Genomic DNA, 18,442 nt, shown 5'->3' with positions numbered 1-18,442 from the left:
CCTTAAGCACAGGAGGAAGTAGGCCGTGTCCCAACATTTTCGCTTGCAGCTGGACTTGCAATGGTTTGCTGGGGAAAAAACGGAACCAGCCACACCGAAAAAAAGGCAGGAGGCGCGTAAAAAAGGTCAAGTTGCCAAAAGCATGGACTTGCCTGCTGCTTTCATTTTATTGTTCTCCTTCTTGTCGTTCATCATGTTTGGCGGCTACATGAAAGAGAAAATATTGAATATATTTCGAAACGTTTTTGAAACCCAGCTCACAATGGATGTTACTGCAGGGAACGTCCATGTTTTATTTTCCGATCTGGTGATACAAGGATTTTTCATCTTAGCTCCACTTTTTATACTTGTAGTGATTATTGCCATTCTCGGTAATTATGGTCAAATCGGATTCATGTTAATTGGCGAGCCATTGATGATGAAATTTAACAAGATCAATCCGATATCCGGTTTCAAACGGATTTTTTCCATGCAGACCGTCATGGAGTTTCTTAAATCTACACTGAAAATGAGTATTATCGGCTATGTGGTCTATACCACGTTAATGGCCGAAAAGGCGAAACTTTTTGGCCTGGGGCATGCTCCGCTTGAAAGTACATTATCATTAGTTGCAACTATCACTTTAAAGCTTGGCATTAAGATTGGCGCTATTTTAGTTATTCTGGCAGTCTTTGATTTTATCTATCAAAAATATGAATTTGAGAAGAGCATCAAGATGTCGAAACAGGACATTAAGGATGAGTATAAGAAAAGTGAAGGGGATCCGCACATTAAAGGTAAAATTCGCGCGAAGCAGCGTCAGATGGCGATGCAGCGGATGATGCAAGAGGTTCCTAAAGCGGATGTTATTATTACCAACCCGACTCACTTTGCTGTTGCCTTGAAATATGATGCGCAGAACATGCAAGCGCCGACTGTAATTGCGAAAGGAACCGATTACATGGCTCTAAAAATCAAAGAAATTGCCAAGCAAAATGGTGTTATGACGATGGAAAATAAGCCGTTAGCACGTGCGATTTATGCACAGGTAGAGATCGGTGAAGCGATACCTGCCGAGCTGTTCCAAGCAGTCGCTGAAGTGTTGGCGTACGTATATAAAGTGAAAGGCAGAACCAACTGATTGGGTCTGCTGATGAATTGTAAGGAGGGAGGTACAATCAGATGAAAATGAAGGATTTAGTAGTTCTGGTGGGCATTATCGGTATTGTATTAATGATGATTGTACCGGTACCTATCCTTTTATTAGATTTTTTGTTGATCATTAATATTTCGGTCGCTTTGATGATCATCCTCGTCGCTATGAATACGAAGGAAGCTCTTCAATTTTCTATTTTTCCTTCATTACTATTAATCACAACATTGTTCCGGTTGGCGCTCAACGTCTCAACAACCCGGAACATTTTGTCGCATGCAGAAGCAGGTAACGTGGTCAAAACTTTTGGTTCTTTTGTGGCCGGAGGCAATATCGTTGTAGGATTCGTCGTATTCCTTATTCTTGTCCTGGTTCAATTCATTGTTATTACCAAAGGTTCTGAGCGGGTTGCCGAGGTCGCAGCGAGATTTACGCTCGATGCGATGCCAGGTAAGCAAATGAGTATTGATGCTGATTTGAATGCCGGGTTAATTAATGAGACTGGGGCCCGGGAACGCAGACAGAAGATTGAACGTGAAGCCGATTTCTACGGAGCAATGGACGGTGCGAGTAAATTCGTAAAAGGGGATGCCATTGCAGGTATCATTATTCTTGTGATTAACCTTATCGGCGGTTTTATCATCGGGATGACCCAGAAAGGCATGTCATTTAGCGAAGCTCTGGAAACTTTCTCGATTTTAACGATTGGTGACGGACTGATCAGTCAAATTCCAGCGCTGCTGATTTCGACTGCGGCAGGTATTATTGTCACACGTGCGTCTTCAGAAGGAAACTTGGGTCACGATATCACATCGCAAATTACCGCACAGCCGAAGCTTCTGTATATTGTGGCTGGAACGCTTATTTTATTAGGCACTTTTACGCCGATACATTGGTTTACAACTTATCCGATTGCCGGATTATTAATTTTTGCTGCTTACAAGATGCAAAAAAACTTGGAACGACAAGCGATCAAGGAAGAACAATTGGTCGAGGAGCAGCAAATCGAAGAGGTTCGCAGTCCCGAGAGTGTTATTTCTTTGCTGCAAGTTGATCCTATTGAATTTGAGTTTGGATATGGGCTGATTCCACTAGCTGATACGCAGCAAGGCGGAGATTTATTAGACCGAATCATCCTGATCCGCAGACAATGCGCACTCGAATTAGGTGTCGTTGTTCCTGTTATTCGTATCCGGGATAATATTCAACTTCGTCCTAACGAGTATATCATCAAAATTAAAGGCAATACGGTTGCACGTGGCGAACTACTCCTTAATCACTACTTAGCCATGAGTCCTGGGATCGACGATGATTCTATTTCCGGTATCGAAACGACAGAGCCGGCGTTCGGATTGCCTGCGATCTGGATTGATGAGGTGACGAAAGAACGTGCAGAGCTTTCCGGTTATACCGTAGTTGATCCACCTTCCGTAGTAGCGACTCACTTGACGGAGATCATTAAAAAGCACACGCACGAACTTCTGGGTCGTCAAGAAACAAAAGCGCTCATCGACAATGTTCGCGAAAGCTACCCTGCCCTTGTGGACGATCTGATTCCATCCGTTCTTTCCATAGGAGATATTCAGAAGGTACTGGCCAAGCTGCTTCGTGAGAAAATATCTGTACGCGATTTGGTTACCATATTGGAGACACTTGCTGATTATGGCTCCTATACGAAAGATCCTGAAATATTAACGGAATATGTCAGACAAGCATTATCCAGACAGATTACGCAGCAGTTTACTTCTACAGGTGATTCGTTAAAAGTCATTACAGTCGGACCATCGGTTGAAAAGAAAATTGCTGATTCCGTTCAGCAGTCCGATCAAGGAAGTTATTTGGCGCTTGATCCATCATCCTCTCAAATCATTTATCATCGCGTGAGCGAACAAGTATCCAAATTGATACAATCCGGTCAGCAGCCCATTATTTTAACTTCGCCAACGATTCGCATGTATCTAAGACAGCTTCTAGAAAGAACGCTGCAGGATATTCCGGTTCTGTCTTATAGCGAATTAGAACCAAGCGTAGAAATTCAGAGCATGGGGGTAGTCAATTTATGAGAGTAAAAAGATATGTTGTTGATTCCATGCCTGAAGCGCTGCAAAAAATTCGCACCGACTTAGGCAAGGATGCCGTCATTCTGAATACGAAAGAAATTCGGACAGGCGGTTTTCTTGGGATGTTTGGCAAGAAGAAGATTGAAGTCATTGCTGCTATCGATGCCAGCTCTAATGTGGGGAATGCAGGAGCTTCTCGAGTATCTCCTCAACAAATTCAGCGCAGCCAAGCATCCGTTGCCCCTGCGACACCGGTTAGAGAACAGCTTCACCGTTCCGATTTTCCGGAAGTACCTGATGTTCTGGCGGCTCCAGTTCCAGTAAAGAAAGAACTAGTGGCCGTGCCGTCCGCAGCGGAGGCTGTTCCTGCTTATTCGCCTCATCAAGTTTACGCTGGGCAATCGGTCGCTGCACCTGCGAAGTCGATTCCGAAGGAAGAGCTGCTCTTGGAGGAGCTCAAGCAAATGAAAGAAATGATGCGTAAACTATCCGTTTCTTCGGTTCAGACCGAACTTCCGGAACCGCTTAAAAAGCTAGAACAAAGATTGCTTGATCAAGAAGTAGATGCAACTTATGTTGGGCAACTCATAGATGAAATAGCAGTTGAACATGAGGAAGCACAAGAGACGGTTACCGATGAATCGGCCCACCATTCCGTTCGCAGGAAACTAAACGAGGTTTTCGGTAATCATTCGAGCAAACGTATTCTACCCCAAACGCGTGTCGTTCATTTTGTGGGTCCTACGGGAGTGGGGAAGACGACGACCATCGCCAAACTAGCTGCGGAACAGGTTTTGAAATATCAGCGCAAGGTCGGCTTTATTACATCCGATACGTACCGGATTGCTGCCATCGAGCAGTTGAAGACTTATGCCACGATCTTAAATGTTCCTTTGGAGGTTGTATTCTCACCACAAGATCTGGCCAAAGCTTTTCACAATCTCGAGGGCTGCGACATGATCTTTATGGATACGGCCGGTCGAAACTTCCGGAATGAAATGTATGTCTCAGAGTTGAATGCGCTGCTTAAATCACAAGGGAACAGTGAGACCATCCTGGTTCTAAGCTTGACAACGAAGTATCGGGACATGCGGGCAATCACGAACAATTTTAACAAATTTAAATTAGATAAAGTGCTATTTACGAAAATGGATGAAACCGACTCCTACGGCGCCATTGTCAATCTGGTTCATGAGTTTTCACTGCAGCTTTCCTATGTGACCAACGGTCAAAGTGTCCCTGATGATATTCAAGAAATCGATGAACAACAAATCATTGATCTGTTACTGGAGGAACCTCAGTCATGACTGATCAAGCCCAAGGGTTACGGAACCTGGTCCAATTTCAGAATGAGAAAAGCACGAAGACAACCAGGATTATTACCGTGACTAGCGGAAAGGGAGGCGTAGGTAAATCAAACTTTACGCTCAACTTCGCTCTGACGCTTCAGTCTCAAGGTTATAAAGTGCTTGTCTTTGATGCGGATATCGGTCTAGCCAATATCGATGTGCTTATGGGTGTTTCTTCAAAATATAGCTTGTACCACTTGCTGAAAAAAGAAAAAAGCATCTGGGAGATTATTCAAAAAGGTATTGGCGGACTCGAATTCATAGCAGGAGGATCGGGTTTTAATGATTTACTTCGTTTGACGGAAGAAGAATTGGACTACTTTGCCGAACAAGTAGCTCAGCTGAATGGATATGTCGATTTTATTATTTTTGACACCGGCGCGGGATTGTCCAAAGAAACACTGAAATTTATTCTGGCTGCCGAAGAAACAATCGTCGTTACGACGCCTGAACCTACTTCAATCACGGATGCTTACGCCATCATTAAGATGGTGAATACGATGGGACACAACGTCTCCTTTAAACTGGTGATCAATCGCGTCACGGATTTCAAGGAAGGTAAGCATACCGCGGATAAGATTAGTCTGGTAGCCAAACAATTTTTGAATCTCGACATTCCAACTTTAGGTTTTGTTGATGATGACAATTCTGTTTCCAAAGCGGTTAAAAAGCAGGTCCCTTTCACGGTGGCTTTTCCGAATTCGGCAGCTGCACGGAGCTTGCAAACGTTGGTGGATCGTTACATTGCCGGGTATCAATTAATTGAAGCGCCTACATCGGGGGTTAAAGGATTTTTGAACAGAATGATGAAGCTCTTGAAATAAGTTTCGATTGCATCGTCGTCAATCGACCATAAAGGGAGGGAAACAGCATGGCGCCTTATCATATACTTGTCGTAGATGACTCCGTCTTTATGCGCAAAATCATAAGCGATCTTATTACAGAAAACCCGCAATTTAAAATTGTGGGAACTGCGAAGAATGGCAAAGAAGCCATTGAGCAGGTTAAGCTATTAAAGCCTGATGCTGTTACGATGGACGTCGAAATGCCGGTGATGAACGGTTTGGAAGCATTAGAGCGAATTATGGCTGAACAGCCTACGCCCGTTATTATGCTTAGTTCATTGACGCAAGATGGAGCAACCGAGACGATAAGAGCTCTAGAACTAGGTGCCGTTGACTTTATTCGAAAACCGTCCGGTTCCATTTCACTAGACTTGTACAAAGTGAAGCAACTGCTGCACGAGAAGCTGCAAATCGCGGTGAGAGCCAAACCAAAATCGGTTCAACAGGTAGCGCCATTTAAGGTCATCCAACCTTTAGCGGCTAAGAGCAATATAAGTATGATGAAGCCTCCCGACTACCAAACTGCAACAAGCAGAAATGGCGGTACTCAATTTGATCATCTAGTCGCTATTGGGACGTCAACAGGGGGGCCACGAGCTTTGCACCAGGTAGTTTCACAAATTCCAGCAGGCTTCCCGGCTCCTATACTTATCGTTCAACATATGCCGCCTAATTTTACGAAGTCTTTGGCTCAGCGGCTAAATGATATATCTCAAATTCGAGTTGTAGAAGCTCAAGATGGTGATATCCTTCATACAGCAACTGCTTATGTAGCCCCTGGCGGTTGGCATATGACAGCATATAAAGATTCTTCCAAAGTGTATAAAATTCGCTTAACCAAAGATGATCCTCGTTCTGGCCACCGCCCCTCGGTGGATGTCATGTTTGAGTCGTTGCTTTCTATGGGAGAATTAAAAAGACACGCCGTTCTCATGACAGGTATGGGGAGCGACGGCGCCAAAGGAATGCTTTCACTCAAGCAATCCGGTGCCGCGACTACAATTGCCGAATCAGAAGAGACATGTGTGGTCTATGGGATGCCCAGAGCAGCTGTTGAATTAAAAGCAGCGATGCACGTACTGCCACAGCAGGATATTGCATCTAAACTATCCCAAGCCATACTTACTTGAATGAAACCGTAAACAAGAAGGTTACATAATGATCCTTATCGGAGGTGTGTGGTTTTGGAACTTAGTCAATATCTATCCATGTTTATCGATGAATCGAAAGAACATTTGCAAGCCATGAATGAGAACCTGCTCAGTCTGGAGAGCAGTCCTAAGGACATTAGCATTGTTCACAACATTTTCCGCTCTGCCCATACGTTGAAAGGGATGTCCGCTACGATGGGTTTTGAGGATATCGCCTCGCTGACACATGAGATGGAGAATGTTTTGGATTTGGTGCGCAATAGCAAGCTGGAAATGAATCCTTTCATCTTTGACTGCATTTTTAAAAGTCTTGATTCGCTAGAGTCGATGGTAGAAGACATTATTCAAGGAGGTACCGGTAAGGCGGATGTCACACAAATCGTTGCCGCTCTGCGATCGATTGTAACTGGCGACTATAACCTTCCCCAAGTTACGGCAACTGCTGCTGTTAAGGAACCTTCTAGAGGAATTGAAGTAGACGAATACCAATATTCAATTCTCCAACAATCTATTGATTCTGGCTTCCTAGTATTTTATGTAGAAGTAGGCATTCAAGAGAATTGCGTACTGAAAGCAGCTCGTGCATACATGGTATTCGATGCCCTCGAAAGAATGGGTGAGATCGTTAAATCGACCCCGTCTGTTCAAGAAATCGAACAAGAGAAGTTTGATCGAACGTTCTCACTTTATTTTATTTCGAAAGTTGATCAGGCTACTCTTGAAAAGGAGATCCTGAATGTTTCAGAAATAGAATCAGCTGTTATCATTACGGTTGATACCGAATCGCTTGCAGAGATGTCTCGTCCGAGAACGGAAGTTGAAGCGGCTGCACAAGAAATCGCAGCTGCGGTTGCTGCAGCAACGGCGACAACTGCTCCTGAAGTTGCAATTCCTAAAGCTGAACCAGCGGCTGCAAAACCGGCGGCTGCCGGAACAGGCGGAGCACCGGTCGCCAATCGCACGATTCGTGTAGATATCGAGCGTCTGGATGCTTTGATGAATTTGTTCAGCGAACTGCTGATTGATCGCGTTCGTTTGGAACAATTGGCCAGCGAAGTGAAGCGTAACGATCTTACCGAGACCGTAGAGCATATGTCTAGAGTTAGCAGCGATTTGCAAAATATTGTTCTTAAATTGCGCATGGTTCCAGTGGACTCTGTCTTTAACCGTTTCCCGCGGATGATTCGCGACTTAGCTAAATCACTTGATAAGAAAGTAGATTTGGTTATTACAGGCGCTGAAACAGAGCTAGATCGCACTGTCATCGATGAAATCGGCGATCCGCTTGTTCACTTGCTGCGCAATGCGGTAGACCACGGTATTGAATCGATCAGCGACCGTCTGGCAGCTGGCAAGAGCGAGCACGGTACGATCCAGCTTCGCGCTTTCCATAGCGGCAACCATGTATTTATCGAGATTGAAGAAGACGGGAGAGGCATCCATCGGGAAAAGGTGCTCAAAACCGCTCTCAAGAATGGTCTCGTAACACAAGAGCAAGCAGCTAAGCTCAGCGATAAGGAAGTTTATAATCTCCTTTTTGAATCCGGCTTTAGTACTGCTGATAAAATTTCGGACATTTCCGGACGCGGTGTAGGTTTGGATGTTGTAAAAACGAAAATTCAAATGCTTGGCGGGCATGTGCAGGTTGATTCCAGACCTGGCCTTGGCAGTAAATTCTCGGTACAGCTTCCACTGACATTATCGATCATTTCTGCAATGCTTGTCCGACTTGGCAGCGAGAAATATGCAATCCCTCTATCTTCTATTGTGGAAACTTCAGCTATTCAGAAATCACAGATTCGCAATATTCATGGCAATAAAATGGTTGATTACCGGAATTCTGTTATTCCGCTCGTCTCGCTCAGCCATTTGTTTGATGTTTCTGAATTCGATGAAGATCAAGAAGACGAAACCGAAATCGTCGTCGTCCGCAAAGGGGACAAACAGGTTGCACTCATGGTTGACGAATTCATAGGCCAGCAAGAAATTGTATTGAAAACATTAGGCAAGTATTTATCCGGCCTATTTGCAATCTCAGGAGCGACAATTCTGGGCGACGGACAAGTAGCTCTAATTATTGATCCTAACGCATTGATCAAATAAACAGCAGCAACGCTTGCGAAGCAAGTTTTGCAAGCAAAACTCTAAGGAGGGTTTCACAATGGGAGAAGAAAAAAAGGTAATCGTATTCGCACTTGGAACGGAAGAGTACGGTGTAGAAGTTGAAAAAGTAAGAACGATAGAAAGAATGCAGCCTATGACTCGCGTGCCCAAAGCACCTGCATTCATCAAAGGCGTTATTAATCTTCGCGGCGTAGTGATTCCGATCATTGATCTTCGTTCCAGATTCGGGCTGGAACAACAAGATTATTCGGATGCTACTCGGATCATCATCGTATCTGCCGGAGAATTTGAAGTGGGGTTGATTGTTGATTCCGCGAATGATGTTATTGATATTGATACAGATAACATCGATAATCCTCCTGAAATTGTAGGTGGAATTAAAGCCAAATATTTGGATGGTATCGCGCGTGTTGGTGAACAAAGACTGCTTGTACTGCTTAACTTGGAGCAAGTACTCGACCGTCAAGAAATTCAACAGTTAGAAAGAATTGAGGAATAACGTGGAACTGTTTAATGATTTAGCTGATTTCCAGATGGACGTTCTCAAGGAAGTGGGGAATATTGGCGCAGGGCATGCCGCTACTGCGCTTTCCACACTGCTTGATAAGCCGATAGATATGCTGGTTCCCAAGGTACGGATGCTGCCATTTGAAGAGATTTGCGAAAGCGTTGGCGGAGCAGAGACGGTCGTACTGGCCATCTTTTTGCGTGTAGACGGAGATGCTCCGGGGAATATGTTTTTTATCCTTAATCTTGATTCCGCCAAAAATATGTTAAGAGATCTCGTAGGTCTTAACATTCTAGAAGAAGAAGAGTATTCTGAGCTTGAACTATCCGCCCTGAACGAAATTGGTAACATTTTGGCCGGTTCGTATTTATCCTCTTTAGCTGACTTTACACAATTAAATCTGCAACCAACTGTACCATCTTTGGCCATTGATATGGCCGGTGCCATTTTAAGCTATGGACTTCTGCAGTTTGGGCAAATGGGGGATCAGGCACTGTTAATTGATACGAAGTTCTTGGAAGGGGAAAATGAAGTACAGGGACATTTTTTCCTTATCCCTGACCCCGAATCGTTTGGGAAAATTTTTGCGGCATTAGGAGTAGAATCTCCATGATCCAAGATAATTTGATCAAAGTCGGAATGGCTGATCTGAATGTCGCACACCTGACGGGCGTGTTGAAAACAACGGGACTAGGATCTTGTGTGGGCGTCACCCTGTTTGACAGCCGCGTTAAGGTCGCCGGGATGGCTCATGTCATGTTACCATCCTCAGAAATTGCCCGCGAAGGTTCCATCAACATAGCCAAATATGCGGACACAGCGATTCCGGAGTTGATTTCACAAATGGAAAAGCTTGGGGCGAATGTTGGCCGGATGGAGGCCAAGCTTGCAGGTGGCGCTCAGATGTTTGCTTTTGCAGGAAATAATGATACGATGAGAATTGGACCGAGAAATGTAGAATCTTGTAAAGAAATGTTGAATAAATACAGAATTCCTATTAAAGCTGAGGATACGGGAGCCAATTACGGCCGAACAATCGAATTTCATTGTGAGTCCGGTATGTTGATGATCCGTAGTGTCCAACAAGGAGTAAAGGAAATCTAACCTATGATAGGAACCATTCGTATTAATGTGATTGTGGCTGCTTTGGCGGGAATATTCACATTTGCATTATCCATCGGTAACAATGTTTTTTTGACAACTTGTTTGAGAAGCTTTTATAGTTTCTTGATTCTGTTTGTCTTGACCTTTGGCTTCAGATGGGTGTTGGGTTTTATGATGGGTCTTGAACATGCGAATGGCAATCTATTGGAAGATTCCACAAATAACGCAGTCGGACAAAATCTTGATGTAATAACACCCGATGAGGATGCAGCCACGCATGAGATGCTCAAAGCAAACATGAATCCTCATCATGCTGATATCGCCAAAGAATCGGAGTTTTCACCGCTGAATCCACCAAAGCTCGTCACCAAGAACAATTTGGACCCTGAACAACTGGCTGGTGCCTTAAGGCGTATGTCAGAAGACTAAGGATGGTGAAACGTAAGCATGATCGAACAAAAGCAACCTCAATTGGCTAATATCGAGCTCTGGAAGCAGTGGAAAGAGCAGGGATGGGTACCAGCGAAGCAAGCACTCATCGAGAATTACCTGCCTTTGGTCGATTATGTTTCCGGACGTCTTGCCATTGGGCTTCCCAAGAGCGTTTCGAAGGAAGATCTTACGAGCTATGGGGTTATGGGTCTTATTGACGCAGTTGAGAAATTCGACTATGCTCGCGGCCTTCAATTTGAAACCTATGCTTCTTGGAGGATCCGGGGGGCTATTATTGACGGCCTTCGTCAAGGCGACTGGGTACCTCGCTCCGTAAGGGAAAAAGCCAAGAAAGTCGAGGAGGCTTATCAGAAATTGGAGCAGAAATATCTTCGCTCTGTAACCGATGCGGAGATGAGTGAGTATCTGCAGGTTAGTGAGCAGGATTTTCAACAAATGCTTCAAGATATTTCGATTACGACGATATGTTCCATTGATGATCCGATTCGCGAAGAAGACGCTGAGACTCGACTTTCTATGCTCATTGACGAGAAAGCCAAAAACCCTGAATTCAAGGTCAATGAATTTTATCTAAAAGAATCTCTCGCTCGCGCAATTGAGAGACTGACGGAAAAGGAACGAACCGTTGTGTCCTTATTTTATTTTGAGGAACTATCTTTAAGCGAAATTGCCGAAGTGATGAGTTTATCCCCATCGCGCATTTCCCAGCTGCATTCCAAGGCCATACTTCGTTTGAAGGGAGCCCTGGGACGGTTCAAAACACAGCTTTTTCAAGATACCTAACGTTATATAAGAAGGAAACGAAAGGTGGTATGTCCATGCAAGAGAGGAGCATGCCTGCAGACTATTACATCACGATTTCCATCTCGGACGACAAATTATCAGCATTTCTACTGGTCAATAACGCAGACGATAGTTTCAAAGTAACAGTTGGTCAGTTGGAAGATTTAATCAACGCTAATCATATCGTACATGGATTAAATCGTTCGCTTCTCGAGCAGATTTCATCCAATCCGAAGTCTTTCTTTCATCAAAAAGTAACCATTGCTTCCGGGACGCAGCCACAAGAGGGACAAAACGGGTATATTAAGTATATCTATGATTTTGATAACGAAGAAAAGAAACCGCTTGAGCTGGAAGACGGCAGGGTCAACTATAAAGAAGTAATTTCCATCCATAACGTTAAAAAAGGACAGCTCATTGGTCAGCGTTTTCCGGCAACGGAAGGCACGCCCGGCAAGGCAGTGACGGGTGAATCGATTTTCACCAAAGCAGGTAAAGAAGCTCGGTTCAAATTAGGAAAAAATGTCATTACAGATGCTGACCAGATGGGTCTATACGCTGTAATTGACGGGATGGTCGTCAAGACGGATCGTGATAAAATCAACGTATTTCCGATCTATGAGGTAAACGGAAATCTGGATTATAACATCGGTAATATTGATTTCATTGGTACTGTTGTCATCCGCGGCAATGTCCTTCCAGGTTTTAAAATCCGTGCAGCCGGCGATATTCGGGTTACCGGCGGCGTTGAAGCGGCGGAGCTTGAAGCAGACGGTTCCATTGAAATAAACGCAGGCATCGTTGGGCAGAACAAAGCTCATGTGAAAGCCGGACGCAATGTGAAAAGCTCTTTCATTCAAGATGCGATTGTTGAAGCCGGCGAAGAATTGAACGTATCCCAAAGTATTATGCATTCAACGATCCGTGCCGGTAAAGCCGTAAACTGTAACGGTTCGAAAGGACTTATCGTAGGTGGAACGATTCAAGCCGGTGAACGTGTAACGGCAAGAACAATCGGGAATTCTATGTCCACAGCTACGGTTATTGAAGTAGGCGTTCTCCCGGAGCTGCGGAATGAAATGATTCAACTTCGCAACCAACTGAAAACGCATATGGAAAATTTGGATAAAACGGATAAAGCGCTTGCGCTTTTGGATCAATTGGCGGCTTCCGGCCAGCTTGGACCGGATAAAGTAGCGATGCGAATTAAATTGAATCATACGAAAAAGCAAGCCCTCGAAGAACAAAGTACGATCAAAGATCGAATCCTTGAGATCGAGAAGTCACTGGAAGATTCAGAGAAATCCAAAGTTGAAGTGATTTCAACGATTTACGGCGGCGCCAAGATTGTAATCGGTCGTTACACGAAATTCATTAAAGATCCTACGAATCGGATGACATTCCGTTTAAGCGAAGGCGATATTTCAATGAGTGCTTATGTGTAACTGAAGGAGATGCTTCATAAATGAGCATGAAATCGATTGATTTACAGTTTGCCGTGCATAAAAACGATGAGGCCGGTCTAAAGCAAAATCAGCTTATGCAAAAACCGCGGCAGGATGAAACGATCCTGGAGAATCAGGCGGCGCAAACGACAGAACTTGATCGTGGACGCAGCAGTAAACTGGAAGAGAGTGCACGAACAAATATTAAAGATCATAGCCGGAAGAATCAAAAGCAGCGAGAGCGCAAACGTGAGAATAAGGCGAATTTGGATTCTGCAGCTACTTCAGGCTCAAGCAATCATTATCCTGATCATCCGTATAAAGGCCATCATATCGATTTATCGCTTTAAACACGTTACTTCATTATAGAAAAAGGTGAGTCAAATTGGATATGAAGCCTTTGATGTATGTCATGCTTCTGGGTCTCGTCATTATCGTTTACGCACGATTCATCCCTAAGAAAGAGTCAGCCGTCTCCGCAAAAACGAACGTCGTTCAAGAAATAGAGGAGACGATAGAGCATTTTGCTGCCGAAATGGATGAGCAGAATCAAGCGCTTCTTGATTTGTTCTCACGAACCAAACAGGATTACGAGGTGGAGCTGGCCAAACTTGCAGGCAGGTTGGAATCACTTGAGAAACAAAAGCAAGAGCTCTCGCAAGAGTTGACCAAAGTTCATGTGAATCAGCAGATGAACCTGAGATCTTTTAGTTCATCGAATTCCATGTCTGATGTTCGAGCGGAGAATCCACCCTTAATGCCGGAACCTTACCGATCGAGCCAAGCTGAAGCTTTATTGAGGCAGGAAGAGTCTGCGCCTGTGGAACCTGTCGCAGAAACTGTATATACTGGGCTAAGCATGAAAACCAGATATTCAGAGCTTTTCAACTTGCATGATCAAGGTAAAGGCGTTGAAGCCATTGCAAAGAAGCTTGGGATGAATAAAGGTGAAGTGAGCCTGATCCTGCAGCTTTCCAGACAGGAGGATAAGTCCCGTGCTTAAGAACCGATCTTACGTATCCGGCATCGGAACTGGTATCATCATAGGAGCCTTTTTGCTGCAGATCATGGCTGTAAGACCTAGTGCACCAGGATCAAATGGAGCAGCGCTCGACGCGTTGGATCCACAGAAGCTGAAAGAGCAGGCGTCAAAATACTTTCAGGTATTCGACAAAGAAACTAAGGTCTACACGCAAGCTGATTTTGACGCTGGTGTCCAGAAGAAGGTCAAGGAAGAGACGGATAAGCTGTCCGCATCCAAGCCGAAAGAACAACCACAGCCTGGTAGTCCTGCGATAGCCCAGCGAACCGTTATTTATGTGCAGCCTAATCAGGGCGCAACGACGGTTAGTGAACTTCTATTGAATGTTGGTATCATTGCGGATCGGAAAGCTTTTACAGCCGAGCTTGACAAACAAGGCGGATCAAACAAAATTCAAGTTGGCGCCCATGTGTTTGAAAGCGGCATGGATATGCAGCAGGTTGTTAAAATCTTAATCACTGTCAAGTAGAGCAGACCGACAAAACGCTCTTTTGTGAGGTCTGTTTTTATTTGCTGAAATATCGCATTAGCTACATAGAGAAGCAAAAAATAGGGCATGATGACTAACATGGTAAAAGGTTGCATAGGCATTTGAGTTATGGTATATTTATTCACGGTGTTAAAAACACACGCCCGTCAATTTGCATAATGGTGCTTACTCTGGTAAGTTTTATGCGAAGATGCGACCGGCGGCGGATACCACAAAAACCATTTTAAGGGAGGGATTGGAGATGGCAGTTATCTCCATGAAACAGCTTTTAGAAGCTGGCGTACATTTCGGTCACCAAACTCGTCGTTGGAACCCGAAAATGGACAAGTACATTTTCACTGAAAGAAACGGAATTTACATCATCGACCTGCAAAAAACGGTTAAAAAAGTTGAAGAAGCTTACAACTTTGTTAAATCCGTTTCCGAAGAGAATGGAACTATTCTTTTCGTAGGTACGAAAAAACAAGCTCAAGATTCGGTTGCTGAAGAAGCAGAGCGTTGCGGCATGTACTACATCAACCAACGTTGGTTGGGTGGTACGCTGACTAACTTCCAAACGATTCAAAAGCGTATCGATCGTTTGAAAGAACTTGAAAGATGGGAAGAAGACGGTACATTCGAAGTTCTTCCAAAGAAAGAAGTTATCATTCTCCGCAAAGAGAAAGATCGTCTTGAGAAATTCCTGGGCGGCATCAAGAACATGAAAGGTCTGCCTAGCGCGTTGTTCGTCATCGACCCTCGCAAAGAGCGTATTGCTGTTGCGGAAGCTCGCAAATTGGGTATCCCAATCGTTGGTATCGTAGATACTAACTGTGATCCAGACGAAATCGACTACGTGATTCCTGGTAACGATGATGCGATTCGTGCAGTGAAATTGCTGACTGCAAAAATTGCTGACGCTGTTATCGAAGCACACCAAGGCGAGCAAACAACAGCTTAAATATTGGAATGTGAAAAGGGTGGTTGGAAGGTGTAACAGCCTGTCACCACCCTTTTTTTAAAGAGTAGTATATAATACATAACACTATCGGGAGGTTCTTTCCAATGGCAGTTACAGCAGCACAGGTAAAAGAATTACGTGAAAAAACAGGCGCAGGAATGTTGGATTGCAAAAAAGCGCTTGAAGAAGCAAACGGTGATTTGACGAAAGCAGCAGAACTGCTTCGTGAGAAAGGTCTTTCCGCTGCAGCTAACAAAGCAGGACGTATTGCTACAGAAGGCGCAGTAGAATCCTACATCCATGCGGGCGGTAAAGTTGGCGTTCTGGTTGAAATCAACTGTGAAACTGACTTCGTTGGTAAAACGGATCAATTCAAAGCATTCTGCAGAGATATCGCCATGCACATCGCGGCTGCTAGCCCGGCTTACGTGCGTCGTGAAGAAGTGCCGACAGAAGCATTGGAAAAAGAAAAAGAAATTCTTCGCAACCAAGCGTTGAACGAAGGCAAGCCTGAGAAAATCGTTGATAAAATGGTTGAAGGCCGCATTGGTAAATACTACGAAGAGTACTGCTTGATGGAGCAGCCTTTCGTTAAAGACCCGGATAAAACAATCGAGCAATTGTTGAATGAGAAGATCGCAACAATCGGCGAGAACATCTCCATTCGTCGTTTCGTGCGTTTCGCACTTGGCGAAGGACTTGAGAAAAAACAAGAGAACTTCGCGGAAGAAGTTATGTCCCAAGTTAAACTCTAATAGGCTTTTCCGAAGATGGAACACTTGGTGTTCCTTCTTTTTTAGCTGCTAGGCAAGACCTGTTTATGTATCGAAACGGAGGGTATACAAGTTGGTGCAACCTTTTTATAAAAGAATCATACTGAAATTAAGCGGGGAAGCTTTGGCTGGACAGCAAGGCTACGGCATCGATTCTGAAGTCATTACCTCTATCGCACAACAGGTGAAGGATGTTATCGAATTAAATGTAGAAGTAGCCATCGTCGTTGGTGGCGGCAACATTTGGAGAGGCATTGCCGGAAGCGAGAAGGGGATGGACCGGGCAACTGCGGATTATATGGGGATGCTGGCAACCGTTATGAATTCCCTTGCATTGCAGGATGCACTCGAAACGATTGAAGTGCCGACAAGAGTCCAATCTTCAATCACGATGCAGCAGGTAGCAGAACCTTACATTCGCCGCAAAGCGATTCGTCACTTGGAGAAGGGCAGAGTCGTTATTTTTGCGGCTGGCACAGGGAATCCATACTTTTCGACAGATACGACTGCCGCTTTAAGAGCGGCTGAAATCGAGGCGGAAGTTATTCTCATGGCTAAAAACAAAGTAGACGGCGTCTATTCTGCGGATCCTTTCAAAGATCCTTCTGCCAAGAAATTTGAAACTTTGACTTATATGGAAGTTCTCAGCAACAATCTAGGTGTCATGGACTCCACCGCTTCTTCCCTTTGTATGGATAACAACATCCCGCTCGTGGTGTTCAACATTACTGAAAAAGGGAATATCAAACGCGTTGTCCTTGGCGAGAAAATTGGGACTACAGTTCAAGGGAGTGTCTAGGTATGCCACAATCCATTAAAAAGAACGCCGAAGATCGGATGGAAAAAGCAATTGGCGCGTTGAAAAGAGACTTGACTACGCTGCGCGCAGGCCGTGCGACTCCTTCGCTTTTGGATCGTATTCAAGTTGAATATTATGGTGCGATGACACCAGTGAATCAACTTGCGAATTTAACAACGCCGGATTCCCGCTCCTTGATCATTCAACCTTGGGACAAAAGCTCCATGGGCGCTATCGAGAAAGCGATTATGAAATCGGATCTGGGTCTTACACCATCGAATGATGGCAGCGTAATCCGCATTGTCATCCCGGCTTTAACAGAAGAGAGACGCGCGGAGCTTGTAAAAATGACGAAAAAGTTCGGTGAAGAAGCGAAAGTGGCCATCCGAAACATTCGTCGTGATGCCAATGATGAGATCAAGAAGCTTGAAAAAGCAGGTATCTCTGAAGATGAATCCCGGAAGCATCAAGAGGATATTCAGAAGTTTACCGATAAATTCGTTGCGGAAGTTGAAAAAGTACTAGCCGCTAAAGAAAAAGAAATTATGGAAGTATAAATTAGATACGCCCCCGGGGTATTTGCTGGGGGTTTTTCATCTTTCCTTAAGCAGGGAGGAACAACGATGCTCAAACCGTTAAAGAAATGGTTAGGAAATACGTCCAAGGACGGCACGGCTTCCGAATTTCCTGACATTGATCCGGATAATGTGCCTACACATGTAGCGATCATTATGGACGGCAACGGGCGCTGGGCAAAGCAAAGAGGTTTACCTCGCGTAGCCGGGCACCATTCCGGTATGAAGAATGTAAAGAAGATTACAATGGCAGCCAATGATATTGGCGTCAAAGTGCTGACGATGTATGCCTTTTCGACGGAAAATTGGAAGAGACCGAAGGAAGAGGTCGAATTTTTGATGAAGCTTCCTCAAGAGTTTTTTCCACTGGAGATCGAAGAACTTATCGAAAATAACGTTCGTATCCGGATGACGGGGTGGAAAGAAGGCTTGCCTGACTATACGCTTAAAGCGATAGAAGGGGCTATTGAACGGACGAAGGACAATACTGGACTCATTCTCAATTTTGCCTTGAATTACGGCGGTCGCAAAGAAATGATTGCCGGCATTCAAGATATTATTCGTGATGTACAGAACGGCACCCTTCAAGCCGAAGAGCTCGATGAAGCACGCTTTTCATCCTATATGTTAACCTCTGATTTACCGGATCCGGATTTATTAATCCGTACTAGCGGCGAACTCCGCTTAAGTAATTTTCTTCTATGGCAGCTTGCCTACTCGGAGTTGTGGTTTACGGATGCGTATTGGCCGGAATTCACAGAAGCTTTATTCATGCAGGCTATTGCTGAATATCAACGTCGCGCGAGAAGGTATGGCGGAATTTAAACCGGATATGTCAAAGTAGACGTTGTTATGAAGTTTTTGTCATC

The 18,442-nt window shown here is 44.5% G+C and carries 20 protein-coding genes; all 20 read left to right on the top strand.

Annotation, left to right across the window (positions count from 1 at the left end; translation table 11 throughout):
• The first annotated feature begins 25 nt into the window (after positions 1-25).
• A complete protein-coding gene (gene flhB / locus ICC18_RS09435; protein ID WP_188174152.1) occupies positions 26-1,120 on the top strand; it encodes a flagellar biosynthesis protein FlhB in 1,095 nt (364 codons plus the stop codon).
• A gap of 41 nt (positions 1,121-1,161) precedes the next feature.
• Entirely contained in the window at positions 1,162-3,195 is a 2,034-nt protein-coding gene (gene flhA / locus ICC18_RS09430) for a flagellar biosynthesis protein FlhA (protein WP_188174151.1), read from the top strand.
• A complete protein-coding gene (gene flhF, locus ICC18_RS09425; protein ID WP_188174150.1) occupies positions 3,192-4,499 on the top strand; it encodes a flagellar biosynthesis GTPase FlhF in 1,308 nt (435 codons plus the stop codon). Before flhA ends, flhF begins: the two co-directional genes overlap by 4 nt.
• Positions 4,496-5,365 carry a MinD/ParA family protein gene (locus ICC18_RS09420; RefSeq protein WP_188174149.1) on the top strand — a complete coding sequence of 290 codons (870 nt, stop codon included), beginning with the start codon at positions 4,496-4,498 and terminating at the stop codon, positions 5,363-5,365. The genes flhF and ICC18_RS09420 overlap by 4 nt, the downstream gene beginning before the upstream one ends.
• Positions 5,366-5,412: 47 nt before the next feature.
• Positions 5,413-6,516 carry a protein-glutamate methylesterase/protein-glutamine glutaminase gene (locus tag ICC18_RS09415; RefSeq protein ID WP_188174148.1) on the top strand — a complete coding sequence of 368 codons (1,104 nt, stop codon included), beginning with the start codon at positions 5,413-5,415 and terminating at the stop codon, positions 6,514-6,516.
• A 54-nt stretch (positions 6,517-6,570) separates the two neighbouring features.
• Complete coding sequence (locus tag ICC18_RS09410; protein WP_188174147.1) at positions 6,571-8,640, top strand: chemotaxis protein CheA; 2,070 nt, start codon at positions 6,571-6,573, stop codon at positions 8,638-8,640.
• Positions 8,641-8,698: 58 nt separating this feature from the next.
• Positions 8,699-9,160 (top strand): chemotaxis protein CheW, encoded by a 462-nt coding sequence (locus tag ICC18_RS09405; protein WP_188174146.1) that lies wholly within the window; start codon positions 8,699-8,701, stop codon positions 9,158-9,160.
• Between the two features lies 1 nt (position 9,161).
• Positions 9,162-9,782 carry a chemotaxis protein CheC gene (locus tag ICC18_RS09400; RefSeq protein WP_188174145.1) on the top strand — a complete coding sequence of 207 codons (621 nt, stop codon included), beginning with the start codon at positions 9,162-9,164 and terminating at the stop codon, positions 9,780-9,782.
• Positions 9,779-10,273, top strand: a complete 495-nt coding sequence (locus tag ICC18_RS09395; protein WP_188174144.1) for a chemotaxis protein CheD — start codon at positions 9,779-9,781, stop codon at positions 10,271-10,273. Before ICC18_RS09400 ends, ICC18_RS09395 begins: the two co-directional genes overlap by 4 nt.
• A gap of 3 nt (positions 10,274-10,276) precedes the next feature.
• Positions 10,277-10,702, top strand: a complete 426-nt coding sequence (locus ICC18_RS09390; protein ID WP_188174143.1) for a hypothetical protein — start codon at positions 10,277-10,279, stop codon at positions 10,700-10,702.
• Positions 10,703-10,720: 18 nt separating this feature from the next.
• Complete coding sequence (locus ICC18_RS09385; protein ID WP_188174142.1) at positions 10,721-11,509, top strand: FliA/WhiG family RNA polymerase sigma factor; 789 nt, start codon at positions 10,721-10,723, stop codon at positions 11,507-11,509.
• A 35-nt stretch (positions 11,510-11,544) separates the two neighbouring features.
• The gene (locus ICC18_RS09380; RefSeq protein WP_188174141.1) at positions 11,545-12,954 is read left to right on the top strand and encodes a flagellar assembly protein A; all 1,410 of its coding nucleotides are present in this window, start codon (positions 11,545-11,547) and stop codon (positions 12,952-12,954) included.
• A 20-nt stretch (positions 12,955-12,974) separates the two neighbouring features.
• Complete coding sequence (locus ICC18_RS09375; RefSeq protein WP_188174140.1) at positions 12,975-13,304, top strand: hypothetical protein; 330 nt, start codon at positions 12,975-12,977, stop codon at positions 13,302-13,304.
• A gap of 41 nt (positions 13,305-13,345) precedes the next feature.
• On the top strand, positions 13,346-13,957 hold the full coding sequence (locus tag ICC18_RS09370) for a hypothetical protein (RefSeq protein ID WP_188174139.1): 612 nt from the start codon (positions 13,346-13,348) through the stop codon (positions 13,955-13,957).
• Positions 13,950-14,465: a hypothetical protein gene (locus tag ICC18_RS09365; RefSeq protein ID WP_188174138.1), complete on the top strand. Its 516-nt coding sequence runs from the start codon at positions 13,950-13,952 to the stop codon at positions 14,463-14,465. Before ICC18_RS09370 ends, ICC18_RS09365 begins: the two co-directional genes overlap by 8 nt.
• A 262-nt stretch (positions 14,466-14,727) precedes the next feature.
• Positions 14,728-15,426, top strand: coding sequence for a 30S ribosomal protein S2 (rpsB, locus tag ICC18_RS09360; RefSeq protein WP_188174137.1), 699 nt, complete (start codon positions 14,728-14,730; stop codon positions 15,424-15,426).
• Positions 15,427-15,530: 104 nt separating this feature from the next.
• Positions 15,531-16,181: a translation elongation factor Ts gene (gene tsf / locus ICC18_RS09355; protein ID WP_188174136.1), complete on the top strand. Its 651-nt coding sequence runs from the start codon at positions 15,531-15,533 to the stop codon at positions 16,179-16,181.
• 91 nt (positions 16,182-16,272) lie between these two features.
• A complete protein-coding gene (pyrH, locus tag ICC18_RS09350; protein ID WP_188174135.1) occupies positions 16,273-16,998 on the top strand; it encodes a UMP kinase in 726 nt (241 codons plus the stop codon).
• Positions 16,999-17,000: 2 nt separating this feature from the next.
• Positions 17,001-17,555, top strand: coding sequence for a ribosome recycling factor (gene frr, locus ICC18_RS09345; RefSeq protein WP_188174134.1), 555 nt, complete (start codon positions 17,001-17,003; stop codon positions 17,553-17,555).
• Between the two features lie 66 nt (positions 17,556-17,621).
• Positions 17,622-18,398, top strand: coding sequence for an undecaprenyl pyrophosphate synthase (gene uppS, locus ICC18_RS09340; protein WP_188174133.1), 777 nt, complete (start codon positions 17,622-17,624; stop codon positions 18,396-18,398).
• Positions 18,399-18,442: the final 44 nt, after the last annotated feature.

Source organism: Paenibacillus sedimenti (genome assembly GCF_014534655.1).
Classification (GTDB): Bacteria; Bacillota; Bacilli; order Paenibacillales; family NBRC-103111; genus Paenibacillus_E; species Paenibacillus_E sedimenti.
Note: the sequence above shows the minus strand (reverse complement) of the source record. Positions and strands in the feature narration are given on the sequence as shown.

Coding starts and splice junctions, on each gene's coding strand:
- flhA (WP_188174151.1), top strand. CDS start 1,162: ATGAAAATGAAGGATTTAGTAGTTCTGGTGGGCATTATCGGTATTGTA.
- flhF (WP_188174150.1), top strand. CDS start 3,192: ATGAGAGTAAAAAGATATGTTGTTGATTCCATGCCTGAAGCGCTGCAA.
- ICC18_RS09420 (WP_188174149.1), top strand. CDS start 4,496: ATGACTGATCAAGCCCAAGGGTTACGGAACCTGGTCCAATTTCAGAAT.
- ICC18_RS09415 (WP_188174148.1), top strand. CDS start 5,413: ATGGCGCCTTATCATATACTTGTCGTAGATGACTCCGTCTTTATGCGC.
- ICC18_RS09405 (WP_188174146.1), top strand. CDS start 8,699: ATGGGAGAAGAAAAAAAGGTAATCGTATTCGCACTTGGAACGGAAGAG.
- ICC18_RS09395 (WP_188174144.1), top strand. CDS start 9,779: ATGATCCAAGATAATTTGATCAAAGTCGGAATGGCTGATCTGAATGTC.
- ICC18_RS09390 (WP_188174143.1), top strand. CDS start 10,277: ATGATAGGAACCATTCGTATTAATGTGATTGTGGCTGCTTTGGCGGGA.
- ICC18_RS09385 (WP_188174142.1), top strand. CDS start 10,721: ATGATCGAACAAAAGCAACCTCAATTGGCTAATATCGAGCTCTGGAAG.
- ICC18_RS09380 (WP_188174141.1), top strand. CDS start 11,545: ATGCAAGAGAGGAGCATGCCTGCAGACTATTACATCACGATTTCCATC.
- ICC18_RS09375 (WP_188174140.1), top strand. CDS start 12,975: ATGAGCATGAAATCGATTGATTTACAGTTTGCCGTGCATAAAAACGAT.
- ICC18_RS09370 (WP_188174139.1), top strand. CDS start 13,346: ATGAAGCCTTTGATGTATGTCATGCTTCTGGGTCTCGTCATTATCGTT.
- rpsB (WP_188174137.1), top strand. CDS start 14,728: ATGGCAGTTATCTCCATGAAACAGCTTTTAGAAGCTGGCGTACATTTC.
- tsf (WP_188174136.1), top strand. CDS start 15,531: ATGGCAGTTACAGCAGCACAGGTAAAAGAATTACGTGAAAAAACAGGC.
- frr (WP_188174134.1), top strand. CDS start 17,001: ATGCCACAATCCATTAAAAAGAACGCCGAAGATCGGATGGAAAAAGCA.
- uppS (WP_188174133.1), top strand. CDS start 17,622: ATGCTCAAACCGTTAAAGAAATGGTTAGGAAATACGTCCAAGGACGGC.